We start from the raw sequence: 21,800 nt of genomic DNA, 5'->3' as shown, positions 1-21,800 counted from the left end.
GGCGAACCCCGGGGGTTACTGCGCGGCCAGTTCCTCGGCCAGGCGCTGGAACTGGCCCAGGTCGTAGTTGGTCAGGGCCTTGTCCAGGTTGGTCAGGGCACCAAGGTGTTCCACGAAGCCCTGGGGGTCGTACTCGATCTGGAGCGTGACCCGGCTGGTGGTGTCGCTCAGCCGGTGAAACGTGACCACGCCCGCGTGATGGACACCGGCCACGGTCTTCCAGGCGATCCGCTCCTCCTCGATGACCTCGGTCAGTTCCGCGGTGAAGTACTTGTCCGCGCCGGGCAGCGACAGCCACCACGTGAAGCAGCGCCCGTCGAGCGGATCGACACGCTCCACGTGGCTCAGGAATGACGGCCACTTCGTCACATCGCTCCACAGCGACCAGCTCAGCTCGACAGGCGCGTTGACGTCCACGGTTTCCACCAGGGAAGACGACAAGGTCTCGGCTCCTCTGCGTGTCTGGGTGTTCTTCTGGGTCTGGGTGTTCTTGTGGGTCGGGGTGTTCCTGCGCGTACCCCCGCATCCCCGAATGACTCGGAGGGGTGTTCGGCGAGAAGCGGGGCACTCGACACCGGGGCGCGGTTGCGCGGTTGCCGCCCCTGTCGGTGAACCAGTCGTCGAAGGAGGAGTTGAGGATCCATGGCTCAGTTACCGAGTGGTGGTCGGGCCACGGCGGCCGGTGTCGCGTGTCTCCTGGCGTGCACCGTGCTGACGGCGTGCGGAAGCGACGACGAGCCCGAGCGCAAGGCCGGCGGGACCACGTCGAGCGGCGGGGGCGACGAGGGTTCGGCCGTCCGTGCCGCGTTCGACAAGACCGCCGAGGCCGATACGGCCCGCATGACGCTGCGGACCGAGACCTCGGCCGCCGGGCAGAGCGCCACCGCCGCCGGTAGGGGCGTCATCGACCTGTCGGACGGCGAGAGCACCATGACCCTCACCGCCGGCGGCCAGAAGATCGAGCAGCGCGTCGTCGACCAGGTCATCTACCAGAAGGTCCCCGAACGGCAGCGGGCCCAGGTACCGGGCAAGAAGCCGTGGGTCAAGATCGACCTGAAGAAGGCCGCCGCCCAGCAGAACGGGCAGGGCGGCAATCAGATCAACGACCCGGCGGAGTCCGCGGCGTTCGCCAAGGGCATCACCGACAAGGACACCCGGAAGCTCGGCACGGAGAAGATCGGCGGCGTCAACACCACCCACTACCGGGTCACCGTCGATGTCGACAAGCTGTCCACCGGAGAGAAGCTGAAGCGGCAGGTCGGTCCCACTCTGCCGATGGATCTGTGGCTGGACGACAAGGGCCGCATCCGCCGCCAGCAGGTCGACATGACCATCAAGGCGCCCGCCGGTCAGTCGGACAGTGGGGACACCCCGCGGAAGGCGAAGGTGCGCACCCGCATCGAGTTCTCCGACTTCGGCACCGAGGTCGACGCCGAAGCGCCCCCGGCCGGCCAGACCGCCGACCTGACGGACAAGGCCACCGGGCCGACCGGAAAGACAAGCTGACCCGCCCCAGGGGCGATCACGGGAAAGACCGGCTGACCGGCCCCAGGGACGATCAGGAAGCGGCCAACGGCCCGCCAGGAGTACGGCGGGCCGTTGGCCGCCGGCGGGGGCGTTAGCGGAGCGTTAGCCGGGCGGCAGCGGCGCGGCAACGGCCGGGGCGAGGGTGGTTGTCGTACCGATCGACCTTCTTCGACCGCCCGCAGGAGATCCGCCATGCGTGCTCTCAGCCTCGCCGAATGCCGTGCCCACGCGGCGCAGATCACGGCCCTCACCCTGGTCACGGCGGCCGCCCTGACCGTGGCCGTCTGCGGCAGCCAGGACGGCACGGGGCTCCGCACCGAGGGGAAGGCGGAGCACGGACAGGAGTGGCAGACCGTCGTCGTCGACCCCATACGGCCCGCGCTCGTCAGCGCGGAGGTCCGGCAGGGCGACCGTTGAGCGACGCCCGGGGGCACGGCACCCCGGGGGCGAAACGATTCGGCGAGCACGCCACCAGGGCCAGGGACAGAAAGGACGTCCGGCCGACGTAGAAGCCGAGCGACACGTCTCCCCCGTGGGCCAGCGTGTCCGCGGCCGAGGCGACCAGGCGGGCCAGCCGGGCCGTGTTGGCCTCCTGCTGGGAGTGGAAGCCCGGGGCGTGCTCGGTGAGCCGGCCGCCCAGCCACGCGGCGGCGTCCTTCGGCTCCTCGAAGGTCCGGCGGATGAGGCGGGGCGACTTCAGCAGCCAGTGGGCGGTCTCCATCGGGGGCAGCTCCGAACGCCTGAAGGCCTCGACGAGCTGCCGGTGGCGCTCCTGCTCCTCCGGGGTGACGGGTGGTCTGGGGCGGTCCGGGAGGCGGCGGGCCGCGTCCCGGTCGAACAGCTCCTTCTCGCCCAGCCAGGAGTACGCGTGGATGTGCACGCGGCAGCTGTTCCCGCCGCCGCGCCATCCGTTTCGCTCAGTCGGTCTCCTTCACCGAGATGTCGGCAACGGTGTCGTAGAACGACAGGTGGTCCTTGATCTCGGCGACGGTGTCGAGCGGGTCCGGGTAGGCCCACACCACATCGGGCCGCGGGCCGCCGCCGCCCTCCGTGCCCCGGTACGTCCAGTACGCCGCCTCGCCCTTGAAGGGGCAGGTGGTGTGCGTGTCGGTCGGCTCGAAGAGGGAGAGGTCCACGTCCTGCGGGGGCAGGTAGTAGCGGACGGGCAGACCGGTCTCGAAGAGGAGCAGCGGGCGGCGCGACTCGGCGACGACCCGGCCGTCGATCGTGACCGTGACGTGCTGCGTGCCGGGGACCACCTCCACGCGGTGGGCGCCGGTGCCCGTGCTGCTGCCGGTGCTGGTGCCGGGGGAATGGGGCGTCATGGGAACCTCCTGCGGGAGCTCGTTCTTGCGTCAACGCGTCTTCCGGACCGCGGATTCCTCCCTTGCGTCGCATCCCTCCCGTACGTCCTCCCGTACGCCCTCCTCCGGGCGCGGCCAGGAGCGTCCCTCGTCCGCCTCCACCTCGCGGTTGAACCGGGTCAGCGCCTCCTCGAACCGCGCCACCTCCTCGGGCGTCCAGTCGGCGAGCACCCGCGCCAACCCCGCGCGGCGGCGCTCGCGGTCGGCGGCGAGGGCGTCGGCGCCGAGGGGGGTGGCGCGCAGTTTGCGCGCGAGTCCGCCCTGGGGGTCCGGGATGCGTTCGAGCAGGCCGGCGCGGAGCAGGGCGCCGGTCTGCCGGTTGACGGTCGAGACGTCGAGGCCGAAGGCGTCGGCGAGCCCGCCGATGGACATCGGGCCGGCGGTGTCCAGGTAGGAGAGGAGGAAGTACGCGGAGCGGTCGAGCCGGTCGCCGGCGCCCTGACCGCCTTGGCCGGCCTGAGCACCGTGCGTGCCTTGCCCGCCCTGGCCGGCCTGAGCACCGTCAGTGCCTTGCCCGACCTGGCCGCTCTGGCCGCCCTGCCCGCCCTGCCCCTTGCGGTCCCGGGGCGTGAGCAGAGTGCACCTGGCCACCAGCATCAGCTCGCGTTCCAGCCTCTCCAGCACGCTTCCTCCTCGTCGCCCGACCGCCCACCCTAGGAAATGTGCACGATACACATCATGTGTAGGATGCACATCTCACCTATCCTTGTCCCCTTCATACTCCTTCTCCACCTCTGCCAGGACACCCGCTTGGAGGCGGCAGCAGAATGTCCCCGTCAGCCCCAGCAGCCCGCGTCGAGCCCCTGAGCGCCGCACCGCCCGACCGAACGCCCCCGCGCGAGGTCGGCGGCGGTTTCGTGGCCGTGCTCGCGTTCTGCGGCATCGCCGTCTCGGTGATGCAGACGCTCGTCGTCCCGCTGGTGGGCGAGCTGCCGCAACTGCTGCACACCTCCAGCTCCAACGCCTCCTGGGTGATCACCGCCACGCTCCTGGCGGGCGCCGTGTCCACCCCGGTCATGGGGCGGCTCGGCGACATGTTCGGCAAGCGCAGGATGCTGGTGGTGGCGATCGGGCTGCTGGTCGTCGGCTCGCTGGTGTGCGCCGTCACCTCCGAGCTGGTGGTCATGGTGATCGGCCGGGCCATCCAGGGCGGCGCGATGGGCGCGATACCGCTCGGCATCAGCATCATGCGCGACGAGCTGCCGCCGAAGAAGCTGGGCTCCGCGATGGCCCTGATGAGTTCCTCGCTGGGCATCGGCGGCGCCTTCGGCCTGCCGGCCGCCGCGTTCGTCGCCCAGCACACCAACTGGCACGTGCTGTTCTACGGGGCCGCCGGGCTCGGCGCGCTCGCGGTCGCCCTCGTGCTGATCGTCGTCCCCGAGTCCTCCGTACGCACCCCCAGCCGCTTCGACGCCGTCGGCGCGCTCGGGCTCTCGGCCGGGCTGGTGTGTCTGCTGCTGCCCATCACCAAGGGCGGCGACTGGGGCTGGTCGAGCGGCACCACCCTCGGGCTGTTCGGCGCGGCCGCGGTGATCCTGGTGGTCTGGGGGTTTGTCGAGCTGCGGACCGCCGAGCCGCTGGTGGACCTGCGGACCACCGCGCGCCGCCAGGTGCTGCTGACGAACCTCGCCTCGATCATGGTCGGGTTCTCCTTCTACGCGATGTCGCTGATCCTCCCCCAGCTGCTCCAGCTGCCGAAGGCCACCGGCTACGGCCTCGGCCAGTCCATGGTCATGGCGGGTCTGCTCGTCGCGCCGATGGGCGTGGCGATGATGCTGGTCTCGCCGCTGTCGGCGCGCATCAACGCCACGAGCGGGCCGAAGGTCTCGCTGATGCTGGGGCTCGTCGTGATCGGCGGGACCTACGGCGGCGGCATCGTGATGATGGACCACGTCTGGCAGGTCGTCGTGCTCTCGACCGCGCTCGGGGTCGGCGTCGGCATCGCGTACTCGGCGATGCCGACCTTGATCATCAGCGCCGTGCCGGCCGCGGAGACGGGCGCGGCGAACGGGCTGAACACCCTGATGCGGTCGATCGGCATGTCCACCTCCAGCGCGGTGGTCGGGGTGATCCTCGCGCACCGGACCACGGCCCTCGGTCCGCTGGAGCTGCCGAACATGGACGGGTTCAAGACCTCGTTCGCCGTGGCGTGCGGGGCCGCCGCGGTGGGTCTGCTGATCGCGCTCTTCCTGCCCAACCCGCGCCGTGCGCCGCTGACGGCCCAGCCGCCGGCATCGCAGAGTGCCACGGGTCAGGTCGCCGGGCCCACGAAGGCCCCGGAGGTTCCGGAGGTTCCGGAGGTTCCGGAGGCCCCGGAGGCCCCGGAGGCCACGCGGTCCCCTGCGCCCGCCGCGCCCACCGCGCCCGCCGAGCCGACGCAGGCCGCCGCGCCCGCCGACCCGGAGCCCGCCGCCGCGCCGCTCATCGGCGGCGGCGTCCAGGGCCGGGTGCTCGGCCACGGCGACGCCCCGCTGCCGGATGCCGCCGTCACCCTGATCGACAACACCGGCCGCCAGCTCGGCCGTACGATCAGCGGCCCCGACGGCCGGTACTCGCTCGCGGCGCCCGGCGCCGGGAGCTTCGTCCTGATCGGCTCGGCCCCCGGCCGCCGACCGCAGGCGGCCACGCTGCTGGTGTCCGACGCCCCCGTCACCTGCGACATACGTCTGGCCGGGGGCGGCGGGCCGGCCGGCACCGTGCGCGCGCTCGGCGGGGAGCCGCTGGCGGGGGCCACGGCCACCGCGACCGGCCCCGACGGCGCGGTCGCCGCCATGGCCACCGCCGACGAGCACGGCGCCTTCGCGCTGCCCGAGCTGGCCCCCGGCTCGTACACGCTGACCCTCGCCGCCGAGGGCCACCGTCCGCACGCCACGCCGCTGGAGGTCACCGGCCAGGGGCAGCCGCCGCGGATCGACGCCGAGCTGCGGCCCGCGGCCAAGGTGGGCGGCACCGTACGCGCCCGGGGCGGGCGGCCGGTGGAGGACGCGCGGGTGACGCTGCTGGACGCGGCCGGCGATGTCGTCGGGCAGTGTGTGACCGGCGCGGACGGTGCGTTCCGCTTCGAGGGGCTCACCGGCGAGCGCTACACCGTGGTCGCCGGCGGTTACGCACCGGCGACCGCCCCGGTCACGCTCGGCGGCGCCGGGGGCGGTGAGGCGCGGGACGTCGACTTCCTGCTGAGTCACGGCTGAGGGAGCCCGAAGCCGACCCGGGCGCCGGCGCGCTCAGCGCCCGGCGCCCATCCCGGAAGCGCTACTCCTCCATGGCGCCCTCCTCTGCCGGAAGGCTCTCCTCCTCCGGGAGGCTCTCCCAGGCCTCCCCCTTCCTGAACAGCTCGTACCCTTCCTCCTCCGCGATCGACTCCGCCTCGGCGCGGCTGTGGAGGGGGACCTCATAGGTGTGGCTGTTGACCGTCGCGTGGACGCCTTCGCCGTCGGTGATCGTTTCGATCGCGTGCGTCTGGTAGATGACGCGTCCCGGCTCGGCCGTGCTCCAGACCACGTGCATGCTCACTGCCATCGGACACTCCGGAAGACGAGCCCCCTGGTATCAGGGTCTCACCTGCGGACCTGGTCTTCACCGAGGCGGCAAGGTCCACTCCCCGAGTTGGGCGAAGCAAGCCCGGAATCAGGCGGCTGTGCGAGGGTGTTGGCGACAGGCCGGGACCGCACCTTCCCCGGAACCGGCAGGGGTAGAGGAAGGAAGCACAGGACGATGACGAGCATCGCGGCGGACGCGGAGGCGTGGATCAGGCGGTACGAGAAGTCCCCGGACAGCGCGGTACGGCTGGTGTGCCTGCCGTACGCCGGGGGGTCGGCCAGCTACTTCTTCCCGGTGGCGAAGGCGCTGGCGCCCTTAATCGAGGTGCTCGCGATCCAGTACCCCGGCCGCCAGGACCGGCACCGTGAGCCGTGCATCGACGACATAGGCAAGCTCGCCGACGCCATCGTCGGCGCCCTGGAGGACCTGGGCGGGCAGGAGGGACCGGGCGGGCTGAACGACAAGCCGCTCGCGCTGTTCGGCCACAGCATGGGCGCCACGCTCTCGTACGAGGTGGCGCTGCGCCTGGAGGAGCGGGGGGTGAAGCCCGTCAGGCTGTTCGTCTCCGGGCGGCGGGCGCCGTCCCGGGTGCGCGAGGAGTCCGTGCACGTGCGCGACGACGCGGGGGTGCTGCGGGAGCTGCGCCTGCTGAACGGGACCAGTGGCGAGGTGCTGGAGAACGAGGAGCTGCTGCGCATGGCGCTGCCGGCCATCCGCAGCGACTACCGCGCCATCGAGTCGTACCGCTGCGAGCCCGGGCGTCGGATCAGCTGCCCGATCACCGCGCTGACGGGGGACGCCGACCCGAGGGCGACGCTCGAGGAGGTGCGCGACTGGGCGAACCACACCACCGGGGAGATGGACCTCACGGTGCTCAGCGGCGGGCACTTCTTCCTCAACGACCACGTGCCCCACGTACTCGAGATGATCTCGGAGCGGCTGCTGCCGGCGAACCGCTCCTGAGACCGGCTGCCCGGGACGCGGCGACGCCCCGCCGCGTCCCGGGCCCGGTCCCGGGCCCCGCCTCACCGTGGGCGCGCGACCACGAGGTTCACCAGGGCCAGCGCCACGAGCGCGCCCCCGAACCACATCACGCTCGACACGGCGATCCCGTCCGCCGCCCGGCCGCCGAGCAGCGCGCCCAGCGAGATCCCCACGTTGAACACCCCGACGAGCAGCGCCGAGGCCGCCTCGCGTGCCTCCGGCACCGCCTGCAGCACCCACGTCTGCGAGGTGACCGACACCCCTCCGTACGCCAGCCCCCACACCACCAGCAGCACCGTGGCCCCCGGCGTCGTCCCGCCGAACACCGGCACCAGCAGTTCGGCGGCGGCCAGCAAGACGAAGATGACCACGAGGGTGCGGCGCGGATCGCGGTGGGCGGTGGCGCCGGCCAGGAAGTTCCCGGCGATGCCCGCCACGCCGTACGCGAGCAGCAGCGTGCTGATCAGCCCGGCGCCGACGCCCGCGACGTCCTCCAGCACCGGACGTACGTAGGTGTACGCGCCGAAGTGGCCGGTCACCAGCAGCAGGGTGGTGATCAGCGCGGTGCGCAGCCGGGCGTTGCGGAACAGGCCGGGCACCTCGCCCAGCCGGATGGTCCGCTCGGCGGGCAGCGGCGGCAGGGTGAGGGCCATGGCGGCCGCGACGGCCAGCGACACCGCGCCCACCACCGCGAACGCGACACGCCAGTGCATCAGATCGCCGATGAGCGTCCCGGCCGGCACGCCGAGGACGGACGCCACGGCGATGCCGCTGAAGACGACGGACGTGGCGCGGCCGACGGACTTCTCCGGCACCAGCCGCGCGGCCACGCCGGCCGCGAGGGACCACACCCCGCCCATGCTCACCCCCACCAGGACCCGGGCGGACAGCAGGACGGCGAAGCCGGGCGCGAGCGCCGAGGCCACGTTGGCGGCGGCCAGCAGCCCCATCAGGCCGATGAGCAGCAGCCGCCGGTCGAGCCGGCCGACGGTGACGGTCAGCAGGGGCGCGGCGACGGCGGCGACGAGGGCGGGCACCGTCATGGCCAGGCCAACGGTGCCGTCGGAGACCTCGAGCGCCGAGCCGATCGAGGTGAGCAGGCCGACCGGCAGCATTTCGCTGGTGACGACGGAGAAGGTGCCGAGCGCCACGGCGGCGACGGCGAGCCAGTTCCTGAGCGGCGAGCGCACGGATCCGGACCCGGACATGCCTTCCGGGGTGGTGAGTTCCGTGGTGTTGGACATGTCTCAAGCGAACAGCCGGTCCCGGGCGGGAACAACGGCGAAGTGCTCACCCTTTTATGAGCCGGGCTTATCGACGCACGTGAGCGAGGAGGCGGCCGGAGGGTGGGGACGAGCGCGGGGGTGGGGACGGGCGGTCTGGACATCCGCGAGGTGGAGTGTTTCCTGGCGCTCAGCGAGGAGTTGCACTTCGGCCGGGCGGCGGAGCGGCTGTACGTGTCCCAGAGTCGGGTGAGCCAGCTCCTGCGCTCGCTCGAGGGGCGCATCGGCGCCCGGCTGCTGGAGCGCACCAGCCGCCGGGTGCGGCTGACCCCGCTCGGCGAGCGGTTCCTGGCCGACGTACGGCCCGCGTTCGCCTCGCTGCACGGCGCCTTGGCGGCGGCGCGCGACGCCGCGCGGGGGCTTGAGGGTGTCCTGCGGATCGGCTTCCAGGGGACCGCCGACGAGCGGGTGATGGACGCGGTCGCCGCCTTCCGGGACCGGCACCCCGGCTGTGAGCTGGAGACCGTGGAGATCCCGCTGGCGGACCCGTTCGGCGCGGTGCGCGGCGGCGAGGTGGACGCCGCGATCGTCTGCCTGCCGATGGCCGAACCCGACCTCGCCCTCGGCCCGGTCTTCTCCCGGCAGCCGCTGACGCTCGCGGTGTCCGCCCGGCATCCGCTCGCGCGCCGGGCCGCCGCCGGCGCGGTGGTCGGGGCCGAGGAGCTGGCCGGCTGCGCGGTCATCGGGCCCGGCGAGCCCGCGCCGCGCTACTGGCGGGACGTCATGGCGCCCGCCACCACCCCCGGCGGCCGTCCGGTCCCGCGCGGCCCGCGCGTGTCCACCCTCCAGGAGGGCCTGGTGGCGACGGCGGCGGGCCGGGGCGCGATGCTGCTGTGCGCGCCGACCGCCGCGCTCCACGGCCGCCGCGACATCGCCTTCGTACCGGTCGAGGGCCTGCCGGAGTCGACCCTCGGGCTGGTGTGGCGGCGGGGCGGGGACACCGCGCGGGTACGGGCGTTCGGCCGGGCCGTGGCCGAGCTGTACGCCTCCGGGTGATCAGCGGGATTCGCGGTGAGTACGGGACAGCGACACGCCGTGGCGTCGGCGTGTCGCTGTCCGGTACTCACCGCGAATCCACTGGCGGCGGGGGCCGTCAGCCCACGTCGCGCCGCATGCACACCCTCGGCCACCGGTCCAGCCCGTGCGCGGCCTCGTGCCGCCGGATCTCCCGCAGCCCGGGGGTGAGTTCGTCCTCCCCCAGGGTCCGGAAGCCGCACCGCGCCGCGTAGTACGGGGCGTTCCAGGCCACGTCGACGAACGTGGTCAGCGTCAGCGCCCGCGCGCCCTCGGCGGCCGCCCGCCCCGCCGCGTGTTCGATCAGCGCCCGGCCGAGGCCGCGCCGGGCGCTGTCGGGGTGCACGGAGACCTGCTCGATGTGCATGTTGCCGTCCACCGGGTCGGTGATCAGATAGGCCACGGCCCGGTCGTCGCCGTTCACCGCGACCCACGCCCGCCCGGCGCGCTGGTACCCGGCCAGCTCCTCCAGGCTCAGCGGCTCGTCGTCGGCGATCTCGTCCATGCCGATGTCCCGGAAGCACAGGCCCGCGGCCCGCTCGATGTCCTGCAGCACGGGAAGCTCTTCGATGGTGCTCTGTCGTATCCGCACGCGCCCATCATCCTCCCGAGGCGTCCCGGGAACGCACGCGCGTCACGCGGGACACACGGGCCTCACGCGAAACGCGCGCGCGTCAGGCGGGGCGTACGGGCTGCCGCAGGATCGTGCGCATCTTCGCCGGGTCGGTCTCGCGGACATCGGAGAGATAGATCTCGTGATGCGTGCCCGCCCGCGCCAGGCCCTGCTCGGCCATGTATGCGTCCAGCAGGGCGAGGGACGCGGGCTCGTCGGCGTAGTGGCCGTGGTGGGTCATCTGCACGCACCGCCCCTCGGTGAGGACGACCCGCTGCACCCGGTCCACCGCCGCGCCCGACGGCCGGGCGGTTTCGCGGGCTTGGTCGACGGCGGCCGGATCCAGGTCGTCCGGCAGCCGGAGGAACAGGTGCCAGTGCCACTGGTCACGCGGCACGTCCAGGTACGGGCGGGAGTCCTCCACCCACCAGCGGCCCTCCAGCGGCGCCAGGTGGGGCGTGGGCAGCGCGCCGGCCACGGCGTACAGGGCCTCGACACCGACGCCGTACTCGGCCCCGCCCGGTTCGCCCCGCCCGCTCGCGCACAGGACGTGGACCGGTCCGAAGGTGGCGAGCTCGGGCGTGTCGGCGGCGGTGTACCAGGCGTCGGTGTACCCGGCGTCGGTGGGATTCACGACGTCTCCTCCAGGGGGATCAGCAGATGGGTGACCAGGTCGTCGGGGGCCGTGGTGGCGGGGTCGTCGATGTAGACCTCCCGGATGGGTCCGGCGGGGGTGTGGCCGCGTTCGACGCACCAGGCCAGGAGGGCGTGGGCGGTCAGGGAGATCTGGTCGTACGGGCCCGTGTGGACCGCTCGGGCGAATGTGCCGCCGGGGAGCAGGTCCAGGGTGGTACCGGGCGGCGCGGGGCGGCCGTCGGGGAGCGTGGCCGCGAGGGTGATCGGGACGTGCTCGCCCAGGTCGGCCGGGAAGAGCCCGATCAGCCGGACGCCCTCCCCCGGCGGCCCCGCCAGCTCCAGCAGCCTGCGCATACCCGCGCTCGTGACCCGCCCGATGTCCTGCGGCGAGTCGGCCACATCGCGGACGACGGCCGCCCGTTGCGGCTCCTCCCGCCACAGCGTCACCTCGGCGGTGGGCAGCCCGCGCGCCAGGATCCGCTCCAGGGCGGCGAGGGACCGGCGGCGCCGGGCGAGTTCCTCGTCGAGCCGGTCGCGTACGTCGCCCAGGGCGCGGGCGGGGTCCTGCCCGGAGAGCACGTCCTTGATGGCGGTCAGCGGCACGTCGAGCGAGCGCAGCAGACCGATGGACATGGCGTCCCGCGCCTGGTGCGCGCGGTAGTACCGGTATCCGGTGTCGGGGTCCACCCAGGCGGGCGGCAGCAGGCCGAGGTCGGCGTAGTGGCGCAGCTGTTTCACGCTGAGTCGCACCAGGCGGGCGAACTGTCCGATGGACAGCGGGTCGTCGTCGTTCACGCGCCTCAGCATGGCCTCTCCCACGGGGGGAGAGTCCAGCCGTTACCTCGAGCCGTTACCGCCGCCGGTCCTCACCGCTTCAGGCCGAGCGCCGCCAGCACCCCGCCGCTGAGGGCCACGTCGTTGTCGGGGCCGGCCTCGGCATGGCCGGCGTCGACGCCGTAGTAGCCCTGGTCGGTGTTCACCAGGGTGTAGCCGCCGTCGTCCGTGCGGTCCAGGAGCAGGACGTACTCGTGCGAGACGGTGAGCCCAGGCCCGTCGGGCTGCCCGCTCCCGGGGGCGGGGTACGACACCCGGAGGGTGCGGTCAGGGGTCTCGCCCCGGGCGATGGCCGCCACGCTCACCGTGGCGACGGTCTCCTGGATCCCGTCCTCCTCGGTCTCGCGGGTGGCGTCGAGGCGCGCGCGGACGATCAGGTCGGCGGACCGCTCCAGGTCCGCGGTGGTCGTGTAGTACGGCTCGTCGGCGGCGGGTGGCGGGGCGGGGTCGCCGCCGGGCCCCTTGCCCCGGGGGCCGAACACCGCGGGTACGGCGACGACGGCGGCGGCGAGGGCGGCGAGCCCGCCCAGGGCCAGCCCGGCGCGGCGCACCCCCCACCGGGCCGACGCCGCCGGGGTGTCCGGGGTCGTGTGCGAGGCCGGGTCCGAGGCCTGGTCCGGGGTTGTGTCCGGGACCGGATTGGCCTGCTGCATCAGGGACTTCACGCGGATCATGCTGACTCCATGGTCGAGGGGGCCGGGGTCCGGTACAGGTCACGGAACGCTTTGCGGGCGCGGTGCAGCCGCACCCACACCGCCGGGGCACCACACCCCAGCACCGCGCCGGCCTCGGCCGCGCTCAGCCCGTCCCAGTAGCTCAGCACCAGCACCTCGCGGTGGTGGGCGGGCAGCCGGTCGAGCGTGTCGAGCACCGCTGAGTCCTGGCCGGTCGCCGCCGCGCGGCCCAGCTCGTCCGTGATCCGCCGGTGCAGCTCGCTCAGACGGGCCTCGGCGCGGTAGTGGTTGCGTACGAGATTGCGGGCGGTGACGAACAGCCAGCCGGCCGTGACCTCGCCTTCCTTGGTGAGGGTGTGCTCCCACGCGATGCGGAACACCTCCGCGGCCAGTTCCTCGGCCGCGCCGCGAACGCCCACCCGCCGGTGCACGAAGGCGACGACGCGTGGGTGTTCGCGGGCGTACAGGTCGGTGAACCGAGCCGAGCGCCCGCGCTCGTCCCCCGTGTGTATCTTCTCCACACCCGCTCTATGTCCCGGGCCCCTCGGATCCTTACGCGGGCCGGCCACTCATGCGCCGCGCCCGCCGCAGGCCCACGAACTCCAACTCGCCGAACACCGCGACCGCCACCGCCCCGACGACCATGAACGCCCGCCCGAACCCGGTGAGCGCCACCACGTCCGTGCAGGCCAGCGTCACCATCCCCAGGCAGGACAGGGAGTTGACCACGACCACGGCCGCCGCCGCCCCCACCGGGATCCGCGGATACCTGGCGATCAGCGCGAGCACGGCGCCCCCGGCCGGCATGACGATCCCGAACACGACCGACAGGGCCACCGGCAGCCCCAGCGGATCCCTGAGCCACTTGGCCCCGGCCAGCATGACGGCCCCGAAGGCGGCGGTGGCCCAGCTGTCCACGCGCAGGCTGGTGCGCAGCAGGTCCGGGGTCACGGTCGTGGACTGGCGCGTGGCCTGAATGCTCATACGGGTCCCCTCCGTGTGCGTGGCCGGGCCCGGCCCGGCCCCTGGTGTGCGGAAACCGTGACATCGCGCGGTCATGGACTCAATGCCCTCCGAGGTCATGGCCGCGCTGATCCGCCCGCGGCTAGGCTCCGGCGTACCGGGAGAGCAGCCTGGACGACGAGGAGATGGCGTCCGTCCGCGCCGCGCTCGACACGATGCTGTCCGCCCACGAGCCGTATCCGGCCGTCGTGGTGGACCGGCTGTGGAATGTGGTCACGGGCAACCGCGCCATGGCGGTCCTGACCGACGGCGTGCCGCCCCATCTGCTGGACTCCCGCCCCAACGTCTACCGCCTGACCCTCCACCCCGACGGCCTGGCCCCCCGCCTGGTCAACCTCGGCCAGTTCCGCGCCCTCGCCCTCCAACGGCTGCGCCGCCAGGCCGACGCCACCGGCGACGCGGAGCTGCGGGCGCTGTACGAGGAGGTGCGCGACTACCCGGCGCCCGCGCCCCCGCCCCAGGACGCCCCGGCTCCAGCCCCGGCCCTCGCCCCCGGCCCCGGTCCCGACACCCCGGCCACGCGGCCTGGCACCTTCCAGGTGCCGCTGTGGGTGCGCACCCCGATGGGCGAGCTGTCGATGTTCAGCACGATGGCCACGTTCGGGGCGCCGGCGGATGTGACGCTCTCCGAGCTGGCGATCGAGCTGTTCTACCCGCTCGACGAGTTCACGACCAAGGCTCTGCGCGCGCTGGGGTCCACGCCCGGCCCCCTCGCACCGACCCCGTCAATCGGGTGAATCCATCGCATCGCCGCCGCGTACAGCTCTTCGCTCCCCCGTGAATCGCTCAAGGTGGTTGTCCTGGCGTTGGAGTGATCGGAGTTCGCCGTGCGTCGACCGCGTCTGCTGACAGCCTGTACCGCCACCCTGTTCGGCCTCTGCGCGGCGACAGTCGGAACCGCCTCGGCGGCCCCCGCACCGGCCGCCACGCCCGGGCATGTGGCCGGAACGCTCAGCCTGTGGTCCGCCGACTACAAGGGCGGCGGCGGCTACGTCGACTGCCCGATGATGAACCACCCGATCGACCTGACGCTCGTCCTGGACACGCCGCCCCTGGAGCGCCAGTACGTCGACCGCTGCGGCGAGTCCATGCGCGTCGAGTGGTACGTCACCTACCGGTATGTGAGCCCGGCGCAGAACTCCAACCTGGCCGGCGCCCGGGAGAACCAGGTCAATGTCCACGTCCACGGAGTGCTGTTCGAGGGCGAGACCGCGCAGACGATGGGCAAGAAGGGCGAGGTGGACAGGGACTACTCCCTCGCTCCCGGCCGGCCTCTGCAGCAGACGGCCGAGCTGCTCAACGACGCCCAGCCCGGCACCACCGACCCGAGGACGACCGACAAGGCGTGGGCACAGTTCGACCTGCGGATCGACGATGGCCTCTCGCCCCAGTCACCCGCCCTGTCCCCCCTGAATCAGCTGGACAAGCTTCCCGGCCTCGACAAGCTGCCGGGCCTGGACAAGCTGAACGCGGGTGGCCTGCTCGACAAGGTGGGCGGCCTGGGCGGCAGGCCCCTGTCCATCCCGTAGACAGGCCCCTCTCCATCCCGTGCATCAGGGCAGCGCCGCCACCCACGCGGGCAGGGGTTCGCGGCGGTCGAGCCAGGACGGGGGGACGGCCGACACGCCGGTGGCGGCTCCGACGACGCCGCCCACGATGGCGCAGGTGGTGTCGACGTCGCCGAGGCCCTCCGCCGTGGTCCACAGGGCGGCGATCAGGTCGTCCTGGTGGCGGGCGGCGCACCACAGGGCGAAGGGGACGGTGTCGTCGGCGCGGATGCGGCGGCCGCTGCCCAGCAGGTCGGCGGCTTGGCGTGGGGTGGTGGCGGGGGGCAGGGAGGTGGCGTGGGTGAGACCGTCGTGGACCGGGCCGGGCGGGGTGCGGTCGGCGACCTCGCGCAGGAGGTCGGGGATGGGGGCGCGGCGGGCGGTGAGGGCCGCGGCGACGGCGACCGCGATCGCGCCGGCGATGCCCTGGGGGTGGGCGTGGGTGACCTCGGCCGAGCGGCGGGCCTGTTCCGCGGCGTGGTCCGGGTCCGCGCTGAACCAGGCGCCGAGCGGGGCGACCCGCATCGCCGCGCCGTTGCCGAGGCTGCCCTCGCCGCGGAAGAGGGCGCGGGTGGCGGTGGGCCAGGAGGCGGGGGCGGCGGCGAGCGAGGGCAGGAGTTCGTGCATGCCGCTGCCGTAGCCGCGGCCGGGGTCGGACAGGAAGGTGTCGGCCAGGGTCCGGGCCAGGCGGGTCTGGTCGATCCGCCCGTGGTCGCCCAGCACGCTCAGCACGCGGAGCGCCATCGCCGTGTCGTCCGTCCAGGGCCACGGCGACTCCTCCGGGACCGCCCGCGCCCGGATCTCGGCGTGCGCCCGCCGGCGGTCGCGGAAGAGCGGGAACCAGCGCTCGCCGAAGGCGTCGCCGAGGGCGAGGGCCTCCATGCTGCGGCGGGCGGCCGAGGGGTTCGGAGCGGGGGTCGCGGTCATGGTGGGCATCGTGCCAGTGGGGGGAGGTGTGCGCATCGCGGTTTTCCCAGGTGCGGGTCGGGCGGTCGTACGCGGGGGATTGACGCGCTTGCTGACACGTCGTCTCATAAGATGTATCCGCCGGTAACCCCCCGGCGGCCCCGCCATGACCGAGGTGCCAAGCATGACGACGACCATCCGGCCCACCGCGCCGCGCGACGCGCTCGGGCCGCTCAAGGACCGCGAGGCGGTGGCCGAGCGGCTGCTGAAGTCCTCCGCCCGGCACTCCTTCGACCCGGACACCGAACTCGACTGGGACGCGCCGTACGAGCCGGGCAAGTGGTTCTGGCCGCCGGAGCTGGTCTCCCTCTACGACACGCCCATGTGGCGGCGGATGTCCGAGGAGCAGCGCGTGCTGCTGTCGCGGCACGAGGCGGCGGCGCTGGCCTCGCTCGGCATATGGTTCGAGGTCATCCTGATCCAGCTGCTCACCCGCCATATCTACGACAAGCCCGCGACCAGCGCGCATGTGCGCTACGCGCTCACCGAAATCGCGGACGAGTGCCGCCACTCGAAGATGTTCGCCCGGCTGATCGCCAAGGGCGGCACCCCCGCCTACCCGCCCGCCCGGCTGCACCACAACCTCGGCCGCTTCTTCAAGACGGTCTCCACGACCCCCGGCTCGTTCACCGCGACCCTCCTCGGCGAGGAGGTCCTGGACTGGATGCAGCGGCTGACCTTCCCCGACGAGCGGGTCCAGCCGCTGGTGCGCGGGGTCACCCGGATCCATGTCGTGGAGGAGGCGCGGCATGTGCGGTACGCGCGCGAGGAGTTGCGCCGCCAGATGGTGTCGGCGCCGCGCTGGGAGGCGGAGCTGACCCGGATCGGCTCGGGCGAGTTCGCCCGGATCTTCGCGCGCGCCTTCGTCAACCCGCGCGTGTACACGGAGGTGGGGCTCGACCGGCGCGCGGCGGTCGAGCAGGTGCGGGCGAGCGGCCACCGGCGCGAGGTGATGCGGGCGGGCGCGAAGCGGCTGACGGACTTCCTCGACGACATCGGCGTGCTGCGCGGCGCGGGGCGCCGGTTGTGGCAGAGCTCCGGCCTGCTGGCGTAGCCGCGGGGCGGGCCTGCCGGGGAGTGGCCGAAGCGGCACGCCGCCGCCGGGCGGGCCTGCCGGGGAGTGGCCGAAGCGGCACGCCGCCGCCGGGAGCGAGGGTGCGCGGGCCCCTGGAAGCAAACCGAACGCAGGGCCGGTTACGCTGCCAGGCATGACGACAGGCAGCGGCACCGCACCGGCGCAGCCGGCGGCAGCGACCCGCGCCGTGGCGTCCCCCGCGGCACCCGCCGCGCCGGTGGCCGCCACCGCGGCGGGCGCCGCCACGCGCCCCGCGCGCCGCGGCGCCTACCGCAGGCTGAGCGTGGAGGAGCGGCGCGCGCAGCTGATCGCCGCCGCGCTCACGCTGTTCGCCCACCGCGCGCCGGAGGACGTCTCGCTTGACGATGTGGCCACCGCCGCCGGGGCCTCCCGCCCACTGGTCTACCGCTACTTCCCCGGCGGCAAGCAGCAGTTGTACGAGGCCGCGCTGCGCAGCGCCGCCGACGAGCTGGAACTGTGCTTCGCCGAGCCGCGGAGCGGCCCGCTCACCGTACGGCTGCGCCGGGGTCTCGACCGCTATCTCGCGTTCGTGGACGAGCACGACGCGGGGTTCAGCGCGCTGCTGCAGAGCGGCAGCGTCGCGGAGACCTCGCGGACCAACGCGATCGTGGACGAGGTCCGGCGGGCCGCGGCCGACCAGATCCTGCTCCACCTGGAGGTGGCGGAACCGGGCCCGCGGCTGCGGATGATGGTGCGCACGTGGATCACCGCGGTCGAGGCCGCCTCGCTGATGTGGCTGGACGAGGAGAAGCAGCCGCCGGTGGCCGAGCTGCGCGACTGGCTCGTCGACCACTTCGTCGCGCTGATGGCCGCCACCGCCGCGGGCGACCCGCGAACGGCCCGGGTGCTGCGGGCGGCGCTGGCGCTGGAGACCGCGGAGGGCCAGGTGGGGGCGCTGGCGCGGCGTCTGCTGCCGGTGCTCGGCGACGCCTCCCACCTGCTGTGACGCCGGTGCGGCGAGAAGCGCTGTGACACTGGTGCGGTGAGAAGCGAGGAGACGCCCTTCGTGGGCGGGCCGCTGGACGGCCGGGTGCTGCCGGTGCTGGTCGGACTGACCGGGCAGCCGCCGAAGACGTACGAGGTGCCGGTCCCGGACGAGGGCGGAGGGCCGCCGACGGTGTACGTCTACCGCCGGGTTCCGGCCGCCACCTCGCGCCGACTGGGGCTGGTGCGCGGGTGGCGGTACGAGTACGACCCGGAGGGCCGGGCGCACGCCGGGCCGAAGTGGCCCTGGTCGAAGCCCGGCTGACGGTACGGCAGGACACCGAGCGCGTACGGCTCGTACGGACATGCGACAGAACGGGCAGGCGGACGGCCGCCGGACGGGTGACCGTATTGGCCCGACTCGCGGATAATTCTCCTGAATATACGACTGGTCATGTCACGATCGCCCCGAGGTCGTCGAGCCCGGAGGTGAGACCGTGTCAGGACGTATCGTGGGATCGGTCTGCGCGGTGGCGCTGACCGCGGCCGCCGCGCTGGCAGCGCCCGTTCCGTCGGCGCCCGCGGCCGCCGCTCCCCCCGCCGAGCGGTCCGTCGCGGAGCTGCTGACGCAGCTCAAGACGCTGTACCGCAAGGCCGAGGAGTCGACCGAGGAGTACAACGCCACCGAGGAGAAGCTGCGCAGACAGCGCGCCAGGACCCGGGCGCTGACCGCCGCCCTGGCCCGCACCCGCGGCCGGCTCGCCATCAGCCACGACGACGCGGGGCGGCTCGCCCGAGAGCAGTACCAGGACCGCACCCCGCTGTCCTCGTACTCCTTCCTGCTGGCGCTGCTGGCCCCCAGCCCCGACCAGGCGGCCGAGCAGTCGCGGGAGCTCAGCCGGGCCGCCGACCGCCAGGCGATCGTGGTGGAACGGCTGACCAGAGGTGAGGCGCACGCGGAAGGGCTCGCCAAACGGGCCCGGGCCGCGCTCAGGAAACAGCTGACCCTCGCCATGAAACGGAAGAAACAGCGGGACAAGGTCGAGAAACGGCTCACCGCCATCGAGAAGACCCTGGCCTCGCTGAGCCGGCGTCAGCTCAGGGCGATCGAGGAGCGGGAGCGCCGGGACACCGAGAAGGCGCAGCGCGATCTGCTCGCCTCCGGAGCCCTCGACCCTCCGGCGGCCCGCGCCCATGCCGGACCCGATGCCGCCACCGATTCGGACCGCGGCACCGATGGCGAGGGCCCCTCGCCCGAGGCGCGCGACACCTCCGCCCCCGACCCGGAAGCCACCGGCACGGGCACCGACGGGCCCGAGGAACCGGAGCACGTGTCGCCGCGGCCCAAGGAGCCCACCCCCCGGACCACGGCCGCCCCCCACCGTGCCCCCCGCCGCCCCCTCGCCTCCGCCGCGGCCGGGCAGCGGGCGCTGCGGTACGCGATGAACCAGATCGGCAAGCCGTACGTCTGGGGTGCGGAGGGGCCGGGCTCCTTCGACTGCTCGGGGCTGACCTCCCAGGCGTGGGCGCACGCGGGGCGGCCCATTCCGCGCACCAGCCAGGAGCAGTGGCGCCGGCTTCCGCATGTGAAGCTCAACCGGCTGCGCCCCGGCGACCTGGTGGTCTACTTCAAGGGCGCGAGCCATGTGGCGATCTACGCGGGCAACGGCATGGTGGTGCAGGCCCCGCGCCCGGGCACCCGGGTCAAGCTGTCGCCGCTCGCGTCCAACCCGCTGCGCGGCGCCGTGCGCCCGACCAAGGGCTGACTCGCTCCGTGGCTAGCCCACCTGCCCGGCGGCCTCGCCGGCCGTCTCCTCGGCAGGGTCGTCAGCCGGGTCATCGGCCGGGCCGGTCCCCAGGGCCTCGGGGGCCTCGGGGTTCCCGGTGGCGCCGGCCTCCGCCTCCTCGAGAAACGCCGCGGTCTTGTCCGGTTCGTAGAAGTAGTTCTCGAAGTCGGCCGGGTCGTCGAAGCCGTTGACGAAGCGGTGGGCGACCGCGGGCAGTTGGCCCGCCGCGCCGAGCAGCCGCACGATGTGTTCGGGCGGCGGGGCCAGCATCGCGTTGGTCCACTTCGTCACATGCCGCGCCATGGCCCAGAAGCGCTGGAACGCCCGCCGCATCCACGCCTCGTCGAAGGGCCGGTCGCCGTGCTCGACGATGCTCGCCAGGTACGAGGCGGCGCACTTCGCGGCGGAGTTGGAGCCCTGGCCGGTGAGCGGGTCGTTGGTGACCACCACATCGGCGACACCGAGGACCAGCCCGCCGCCCGGCAGCCGGCCGACGGGGTCGCGGACGGTCGGGGTGTACCGCCCGGACAGGGTGCCGCCCGCGTCCGTCAGCTCGACCCGGGTGGCCCGCCCGTACTCCCAGGGCGTGAACCACTCCATCAGCTCGAGGGTCAGCGCGAGGTGTTCGGAGGGGTCGGTGACGCCCTGGAAGACATCGGCCGGGCCGCCCGGGATGGCCTCCCAGAAGAGGATGTCGGCGCGCCCGGAGGTGGTGAGGGCGGGCATGATGTACAGCTCGCCCACGCCGGGCACCAGATTGCAGCGCACCGCCTCGATGTCGGGGTGTTCCAGCCGGGGGGCGAGGCCGTGGACGTAGGCGACGGCGAGGGCGCGCTGCGGGGTGGTGTACGGGGAGCGGGCCGCGTCGCGCATGAAGAGGGAGCCCAGCTCGCCCTTGCCCGCGGCGACCAGCACCAGGTCGTACCGCTCGGCGAGGAAGTTCAGGTCGGAGACGGCCGCGCCGTGGACGACCAGCCGGCCGCCGCGCCGCTCGAAGGCCTCCATCCAGCCGGCCATCTTCAGCCGCTGGTCGACGGACTGGGCGTAGCCGTTCAGCCGGCCCAGCCAGTCGACCAGGCGCGGGTGCCCCAGCGGGGTGACGGGGCCGGCGACCGAAACGCCGAGGCCCTGGATGCGCGGGGCCTGCTCCTCCCAGAAGTTGATCTCCAGATCACGCTCGTGCTGCAGCGCGGTGCGGAACATGCACTGGGTGGACATGACCCGGCCGGTGCGGATCTCGTCGGCCGTACGGTTGGACATCAAGGTGACGTCGTACCCGTGGGTCTGGAGCCCCAGGGCGAGCTGGAGGCCGGACTGGCCGGCCCCGACGATGAGCATCCTGCGCATGGCCGGCCCGACTCACTCGGGCGAGACGTCCACGGCGAACCTCACCAGCGCGAGCAGTGCGTCGACCACCGAGATGCGGTCGCGGGCGTCCATGATCACCACGGGCACCTTCGCCGGCACGGACAGCGCGTCCCGCACGTCCTCCGGCTCGTACAGCGGGGTGCCCTGGAAGTGGTTGACCGCGATGACGTACGGCAGCCCGCAGCTCTCGAAGTAGTCCAGCGCCGGGAAGCTGTCCTCCAGGCGGCGGGTGTCGACCATCACCACCGCGCCGATCGCGCCGCGCATCAGGTCGTCCCACATGAACCAGAACCGCTGCTGGCCCGGCGTGCCGAACAGATACAGGACCAGGTCGGAGTCGAGCGTGATCCGGCCGAAGTCCATGGCGACCGTCGTGGTCAGCTTCTGCGGGGTCGCGGCGAGGTCGTCCACGGCCTCGCTGGCCCGGGTCATCAGCGCCTCGGTCTGCAGCGGTGTGATCTCCGAGACCGAGCCGACGAATGTCGTCTTGCCGACGCCGAAACCCCCCGCGACGACGATCTTGGTGGCGATGGGCGCCCGCGAACGGTCCTCCTGCCACCCCTGGAGCCCCTCGTCGGCGCCCGGTATCTCCGGCACCCGCACCGGTGCCGCCGTCATCG

The 21,800-nt window shown here is 73.4% G+C and carries 26 protein-coding genes; 11 read left to right on the top strand and 15 right to left on the bottom strand.

All coding sequences use genetic code 11. The features are described 5' to 3' along the window. Positions 1-15 precede the first annotated feature (15 nt). Positions 16-441 carry an SRPBCC family protein gene (locus ABFY07_RS14810; protein WP_346174950.1) on the bottom strand — a complete coding sequence of 142 codons (426 nt, stop codon included), beginning with the start codon at positions 439-441 and terminating at the stop codon, positions 16-18. Between the two features lie 201 nt (positions 442-642). On the opposite strand from ABFY07_RS14810, the gene ABFY07_RS14805 reads away from it, so the two are divergent. Further along, positions 643-1,506 (top strand): SCO4651 family lipoprotein, encoded by an 864-nt coding sequence (locus tag ABFY07_RS14805; protein ID WP_346174949.1) that lies wholly within the window; start codon positions 643-645, stop codon positions 1,504-1,506. A gap of 213 nt (positions 1,507-1,719) precedes the next feature. Next, positions 1,720-1,944 (top strand): hypothetical protein, encoded by a 225-nt coding sequence (locus ABFY07_RS14800; protein WP_346174948.1) that lies wholly within the window; start codon positions 1,720-1,722, stop codon positions 1,942-1,944. Here the strand turns inward: ABFY07_RS14800 and ABFY07_RS14795 are convergent. The 3 genes from ABFY07_RS14795 to ABFY07_RS14785 are packed head-to-tail and all read right to left on the bottom strand — an operon-like array spanning position 1,913 to position 3,515. Beyond that, positions 1,913-2,407 (bottom strand): hypothetical protein, encoded by a 495-nt coding sequence (locus ABFY07_RS14795; protein WP_346174947.1) that lies wholly within the window; start codon positions 2,405-2,407, stop codon positions 1,913-1,915. The two genes, ABFY07_RS14800 and ABFY07_RS14795, sit on opposite strands and share 32 nt — an antisense overlap. A 37-nt stretch (positions 2,408-2,444) precedes the next feature. Then, complete coding sequence (locus tag ABFY07_RS14790) at positions 2,445-2,852, bottom strand: DUF427 domain-containing protein (RefSeq protein WP_346174946.1); 408 nt, start codon at positions 2,850-2,852, stop codon at positions 2,445-2,447. A 30-nt stretch (positions 2,853-2,882) separates the two neighbouring features. Next, positions 2,883-3,515, bottom strand: coding sequence for a MarR family winged helix-turn-helix transcriptional regulator (locus ABFY07_RS14785; RefSeq protein WP_346174945.1), 633 nt, complete (start codon positions 3,513-3,515; stop codon positions 2,883-2,885). A gap of 143 nt (positions 3,516-3,658) precedes the next feature. Here ABFY07_RS14785 and ABFY07_RS14780 point away from each other — a divergent pair, with 143 nt between their 5' ends. Further along, positions 3,659-6,082, top strand: a complete 2,424-nt coding sequence (locus tag ABFY07_RS14780; RefSeq protein WP_346174944.1) for an MFS transporter — start codon at positions 3,659-3,661, stop codon at positions 6,080-6,082. A gap of 61 nt (positions 6,083-6,143) precedes the next feature. Here the strand turns inward: ABFY07_RS14780 and ABFY07_RS14775 are convergent, their stop codons facing one another. Then, positions 6,144-6,410, bottom strand: a complete 267-nt coding sequence (locus tag ABFY07_RS14775; protein ID WP_065964527.1) for a hypothetical protein — start codon at positions 6,408-6,410, stop codon at positions 6,144-6,146. Positions 6,411-6,605: 195 nt separating this feature from the next. On the opposite strand from ABFY07_RS14775, the gene ABFY07_RS14770 reads away from it, so the two are divergent. Beyond that, positions 6,606-7,394 (top strand): thioesterase II family protein, encoded by a 789-nt coding sequence (locus ABFY07_RS14770; RefSeq protein ID WP_065964525.1) that lies wholly within the window; start codon positions 6,606-6,608, stop codon positions 7,392-7,394. A 62-nt stretch (positions 7,395-7,456) separates the two neighbouring features. On the opposite strand, the gene ABFY07_RS14765 is transcribed toward ABFY07_RS14770, so the two are convergent. Next, positions 7,457-8,659, bottom strand: coding sequence for an MFS transporter (locus tag ABFY07_RS14765; RefSeq protein ID WP_346174943.1), 1,203 nt, complete (start codon positions 8,657-8,659; stop codon positions 7,457-7,459). Between the two features lie 102 nt (positions 8,660-8,761). On the opposite strand from ABFY07_RS14765, the gene ABFY07_RS14760 reads away from it, so the two are divergent. Further along, positions 8,762-9,694: a LysR family transcriptional regulator gene (locus ABFY07_RS14760; RefSeq protein ID WP_346174942.1), complete on the top strand. Its 933-nt coding sequence runs from the start codon at positions 8,762-8,764 to the stop codon at positions 9,692-9,694. Positions 9,695-9,791: 97 nt separating this feature from the next. On the opposite strand, the gene ABFY07_RS14755 is transcribed toward ABFY07_RS14760, so the two are convergent. The 6 genes from ABFY07_RS14755 to ABFY07_RS14730 form a co-directional block, all read right to left on the bottom strand. Then, positions 9,792-10,304 (bottom strand): GNAT family N-acetyltransferase, encoded by a 513-nt coding sequence (locus ABFY07_RS14755; protein WP_346174941.1) that lies wholly within the window; start codon positions 10,302-10,304, stop codon positions 9,792-9,794. Between the two features lie 82 nt (positions 10,305-10,386). Continuing rightward, a complete protein-coding gene (locus tag ABFY07_RS14750) occupies positions 10,387-10,959 on the bottom strand; it encodes a GyrI-like domain-containing protein (RefSeq protein WP_346174940.1) in 573 nt (190 codons plus the stop codon). Further along, a complete protein-coding gene (locus ABFY07_RS14745; RefSeq protein ID WP_346174939.1) occupies positions 10,956-11,756 on the bottom strand; it encodes a MerR family transcriptional regulator in 801 nt (266 codons plus the stop codon). The genes ABFY07_RS14750 and ABFY07_RS14745 overlap by 4 nt, the downstream gene beginning before the upstream one ends. A 71-nt stretch (positions 11,757-11,827) precedes the next feature. Beyond that, positions 11,828-12,469 carry a hypothetical protein gene (locus ABFY07_RS14740; protein ID WP_346174938.1) on the bottom strand — a complete coding sequence of 214 codons (642 nt, stop codon included), beginning with the start codon at positions 12,467-12,469 and terminating at the stop codon, positions 11,828-11,830. Then, positions 12,466-12,990, bottom strand: coding sequence for an RNA polymerase sigma factor (locus tag ABFY07_RS14735; RefSeq protein WP_065964519.1), 525 nt, complete (start codon positions 12,988-12,990; stop codon positions 12,466-12,468). The genes ABFY07_RS14740 and ABFY07_RS14735 overlap by 4 nt, the downstream gene beginning before the upstream one ends. Before the next feature lie 31 nt (positions 12,991-13,021). Next, positions 13,022-13,453, bottom strand: a complete 432-nt coding sequence (locus tag ABFY07_RS14730; protein WP_346174937.1) for a hypothetical protein — start codon at positions 13,451-13,453, stop codon at positions 13,022-13,024. A 164-nt stretch (positions 13,454-13,617) separates the two neighbouring features. On the opposite strand from ABFY07_RS14730, the gene ABFY07_RS14725 reads away from it, so the two are divergent. Next, positions 13,618-14,229: an MmyB family transcriptional regulator gene (locus ABFY07_RS14725; protein ID WP_346174936.1), complete on the top strand. Its 612-nt coding sequence runs from the start codon at positions 13,618-13,620 to the stop codon at positions 14,227-14,229. Positions 14,230-14,319: 90 nt separating this feature from the next. After that, positions 14,320-15,021, top strand: a complete 702-nt coding sequence (locus ABFY07_RS14720) for a hypothetical protein (protein ID WP_346174935.1) — start codon at positions 14,320-14,322, stop codon at positions 15,019-15,021. A 24-nt stretch (positions 15,022-15,045) separates the two neighbouring features. Here the strand turns inward: ABFY07_RS14720 and ABFY07_RS14715 are convergent, their stop codons facing one another. Further along, positions 15,046-15,975, bottom strand: coding sequence for an ADP-ribosylglycohydrolase family protein (locus tag ABFY07_RS14715; RefSeq protein WP_346174934.1), 930 nt, complete (start codon positions 15,973-15,975; stop codon positions 15,046-15,048). Between the two features lie 154 nt (positions 15,976-16,129). On the opposite strand from ABFY07_RS14715, the gene ABFY07_RS14710 reads away from it, so the two are divergent. From ABFY07_RS14710 to ABFY07_RS14695, 4 genes are all read left to right on the top strand, one after another. Beyond that, positions 16,130-17,059 carry an AurF N-oxygenase family protein gene (locus ABFY07_RS14710; RefSeq protein WP_245738150.1) on the top strand — a complete coding sequence of 310 codons (930 nt, stop codon included), beginning with the start codon at positions 16,130-16,132 and terminating at the stop codon, positions 17,057-17,059. 154 nt (positions 17,060-17,213) lie between these two features. Then, positions 17,214-18,047 (top strand): TetR/AcrR family transcriptional regulator, encoded by an 834-nt coding sequence (locus ABFY07_RS14705; RefSeq protein WP_346174933.1) that lies wholly within the window; start codon positions 17,214-17,216, stop codon positions 18,045-18,047. A 36-nt stretch (positions 18,048-18,083) separates the two neighbouring features. After that, entirely contained in the window at positions 18,084-18,350 is a 267-nt protein-coding gene (locus tag ABFY07_RS14700) for a hypothetical protein (protein WP_346174932.1), read from the top strand. A 172-nt stretch (positions 18,351-18,522) separates the two neighbouring features. Continuing rightward, the gene (locus tag ABFY07_RS14695) at positions 18,523-19,791 is read left to right on the top strand and encodes a C40 family peptidase (RefSeq protein ID WP_346174931.1); all 1,269 of its coding nucleotides are present in this window, start codon (positions 18,523-18,525) and stop codon (positions 19,789-19,791) included. Between the two features lie 12 nt (positions 19,792-19,803). On the opposite strand, the gene ABFY07_RS14690 is transcribed toward ABFY07_RS14695, so the two are convergent. Together ABFY07_RS14690 and ABFY07_RS14685 are read right to left on the bottom strand one after the other, a co-directional pair. Next, positions 19,804-21,159 (bottom strand): styrene monooxygenase/indole monooxygenase family protein, encoded by a 1,356-nt coding sequence (locus ABFY07_RS14690; RefSeq protein WP_346174930.1) that lies wholly within the window; start codon positions 21,157-21,159, stop codon positions 19,804-19,806. Between the two features lie 12 nt (positions 21,160-21,171). Beyond that, positions 21,172-21,798: a GTP-binding protein gene (locus ABFY07_RS14685; RefSeq protein WP_065964498.1), complete on the bottom strand. Its 627-nt coding sequence runs from the start codon at positions 21,796-21,798 to the stop codon at positions 21,172-21,174. Positions 21,799-21,800: the final 2 nt, after the last annotated feature.

The sequence above is a fragment of the Streptomyces sparsogenes subsp. cuspidosporus genome (assembly GCF_039532705.1).
In the GTDB taxonomy this organism is placed as follows: Bacteria; Actinomycetota; Actinomycetes; order Streptomycetales; family Streptomycetaceae; genus Streptomyces; species Streptomyces sparsogenes.
This window is presented reverse-complemented; position numbering and strand designations above follow the sequence as displayed.